Below are 3,307 nucleotides of genomic sequence, written 5' to 3'. Positions count from 1 at the left end.
TGTGATCAAGGTGCTGCTGCAGATGCGGCACCGCACGCTCGCCAAGAGCCTGCACTGCGACTGCCGAGGGCCGTGAGCTGCCGCGCCGGGCCGGAGTCAGCTCCTTCGGCTTCGGCGGCGTCAACGCCCATGTCGTCCTCGAGGAATACGTACCGCGCACGGCGCCCGAGCCGAATCCGGCGCCCACCGCACCCGTCCCCGTCGTCCTCTCGGCGAGCCACCCCGACGTGCTGTGCGCACTCGCCGAGCGCTGGGTGGACGTCCTGCGCCGCGGCGACTACGACGACACCGATATGGGGGCGATCGCCTACACCACAGGGACCGGACGCACGCCCATGACCGAGCGCCTCGCCTGCCTGGTTCGCACGACCGGCGAACTCAGGGAAGCACTCGAGTCCTGGCTGCGCGGCGAGCCCGCGGTCGACGTCTTCCGCGGCAAGGTGCCGCGCGGCGTCGAACTGCCGGACGTCCCGGCCGGGTTCGGCCCGCACGACGACCCCACCACCGCGGACCGACGGGACTGGGCCCGCCTGCTCCAGTCATGGGTGGACGGCGCCCCCGTCGACTGGGACCGCCTCCACACCGGGCGCCACCCGCGCCGGATCGCCCTGCCGACCTATCCGTTCCGCCTCCGGCGCTACTGGGTCGACACCACACGTCCCGCGAACGGCACCAACGGCACGAACGGCACACCGGCGTCGGCACTGCACCCCCTGGTGCACACGAACACGTCCGACCTGAACGAGCACCGCTACACCTCACACTTCACCGGCCGCGAATTCTTCCTCGCCGACCACCGCGTACCGGCCCGGGCGGGGGAGACGGCCACCGCCTCCGACGGCCGCCCGGACGCCGTGCCGGTGCTGCCGGCGGTGGCCTACCTGGAGATGGCGCGCGCCGCCGCGGTCCAGGCGGCCGGCGGCGACGAACACGCCTGGTCGCTGGAGTCGGCATCCTGGCTGCGCCCCCTCGTCGTCGACCGGGCGACCGATGTGCACACCGCGCTGACCACCCGGTCGGGCGGCGGACTGGACTACGAGGTGTACGCGGAGGGCGACGACGGCGCACGCGTCGTCTTCGGCCGCGGCCGGCTGCGGCGCGCCACCGCTGCGCCCGCCGAGCGGCTCGACCTCGCGGCCCTGCGCGCACAGTGCGACGGCCCCGTGCTCGACGCCGAAACCTGCTACGCACGCCTCACCGGCATCGGCATGGCCTACGGCCCGGCGCTGCGCGGCATCGAGCGCCTGCACACCGGCTCGCGGCAGTCGATGGCGCGGCTGAAGCTGCCCGCCGCCGCGGCCCGCGAGAGCGGCTACGTACTCCACCCGGCCATGCTCGACGCCGCCCTGCACGCCACGCTCGGCCTCTTCGCCGACGAACCCGGCACACCGCGCACGGCACTGCCGTACGCGCTGGGCGAGTTGGCGGTGCCGCGGGCGGTCCCGGGCACCGCCTGGGCGGTCGTCCGTTTTGCCGAGGACGACCACGGGGGCGCGGTACGCCGTCTCGACCTCGACCTCTGCGACGACGACGGCGAGGTGTGCGTACGCCTCCGCGGCTTCAGCGTCCGCACGGCCGACGGCAGCGGGACTACCGCTGACGGCGAGCCCATCCGGCCCGCCGCACAGACACCCGAGCCACCGTCCGGTCCCGACGACGCCTACCTGCTGGACCTGATCGAAGCCATCGGCCGGCGCGAGATGAGCGCGGACGAATTCAAGAGGAGCCTGGCATGAGCACCCTCCGCATCGCATCCCTGGACGACCTGCACCGGCTGATCCGCGAGGGACGGGTGGGACGGGCGGAAGCGCTCCGCCTGCTCCGCGACTGGCAGCAGACACAGGCGCAAACACAGACACAGGCGCAAACACAGACACAGACACAGACACCGGCGCAGACACAGATACAGGCACCGGCCGCAACGTCGGCCGGCGTTGCCGACACCGAGGCACTGACGGAGCGGGTCTGCGCCGTCGTGGTGGAGAAGGTCTGCGAGCTGCTGAAGGTCACCACGGCCGACCTGGACGTGAACGTCGACCTCAGCGAGTACGGGCTCGACTCCCTCGTCATCACCCAGCTGGTGAACATGGTGAACGACGCGCTGGGCCTGGAGCTGGTACCCACCGTGCTGTTCGAGCACGCGACCATCCAGGCCTTCGGCACCCACCTGACCGAGGAGTACGGCCCCGCGCTGGCCGCCCGCCTGGGGCTGCAGGCGCCGGCCGCCGCCACGGAGCCCCCCGTCGTACAGCCCGCCGCCACGCCCGCACCGGCCGTACCCGTCCCCGCGCCCGCCGACCGACGGGACGACCCCATCGCCGTGGTCGGCATGAGTGGCCGGTTCCCCCAGGCCGAGGACCTCGACGCCTTCTGGCGGAACCTGCACGACGGCCGCGACTGCATCACCGAAGTCCCCGCCGACCGGTGGGACTGGCGCGCCCTCTTCGGCGACCCCTTCCAGGAACCGGGCCGCACCAACGTGAAGTGGGGCGGTTTCATGGACGGCATCGCCGACTTCGATCCGCTGTTCTTCGGCATCGCTCCCAAGGACGCCGTCCACATGGACCCGCAGCAGCGCCTGCTGATGCTGTACGTGTGGAAGGCGCTGGAGGACGCCGGTTACGCCGCGGACGCCCTGGCCGGGAGCAGTCTCGGCCTGTTCGTCGGCACCGGCGACACCGGCTACGGCCTGCTCTCCGACCGCAGCGGCGGCTGGGGCGAGAGCGTCACGCCCACGGGCAGCGTCCCCTCCGTCGGCCCCAACCGGATGAGCTACTTCCTGGACGTGCACGGTCCGAGCGAGCCGATCGAGACCGCCTGTTCGAGCTCCCTGGTCGCCATGCACCGGGGCGTCGTCTCGATCCACCGCGGCGAGTGCGAGATGGCCGTCGTCGGCGGCATCAACACCATGGTGGTCCCCGACGGCCACGTCAGCTTCAGCAAGTCCGGGATGCTCAGCGTCGAGGGCCGCTGCAAGACCTTCTCGGACCGTGCCGACGGCTATGCCCGGGGTGAGGGCGTGGGCATGCTGGTGCTCAAGCGCCTGTCGGCGGCGGAGCGCGACGGCGACCACATCCACGGCCTGATCCGCTCGACGGCCGAGAACCACGGCGGCCGCTCCACCTCCCTGACCGCGCCCAACCCCAAGGCCCAGGCCGCACTGATCCGGCACGCCTACCGCACCGCGGGCATCGACCCCCGGACCGTGGGCTACATCGAGGCGCACGGCACCGGCACCGAGCTCGGCGACCCGGTCGAGATCAACGGGCTCAAGGCCGCCTTCCGGGAGCTGTACGAGGAGCACGGC

The 3,307-nt window shown here is 72.4% G+C and carries 2 protein-coding genes; both read left to right on the top strand.

Annotation, left to right across the window (positions count from 1 at the left end; all coding sequences use genetic code 11):
• The first annotated feature begins 77 nt into the window (after nt 1–77).
• Nucleotides 78–1,736, top strand: coding sequence for a polyketide synthase dehydratase domain-containing protein (locus tag ADL29_RS40115; RefSeq protein ID WP_281182030.1), 1,659 nt, complete (start codon nt 78–80; stop codon nt 1,734–1,736).
• Nucleotides 1,733–3,307 (top strand): type I polyketide synthase (locus ADL29_RS40110; RefSeq protein WP_245689843.1); only part of this gene is annotated, 1,575 nt, incomplete at its 3' end. The genes ADL29_RS40115 and ADL29_RS40110, both read left to right, overlap by 4 nt.

Source organism: Streptomyces chattanoogensis (assembly GCF_001294335.1).
Taxonomy (GTDB): domain Bacteria; phylum Actinomycetota; class Actinomycetes; order Streptomycetales; family Streptomycetaceae; genus Streptomyces; species Streptomyces chattanoogensis.
The sequence above is the reverse complement of the archived record's forward strand: the minus strand, read 5'-3'. Positions and strand labels throughout refer to the sequence as shown.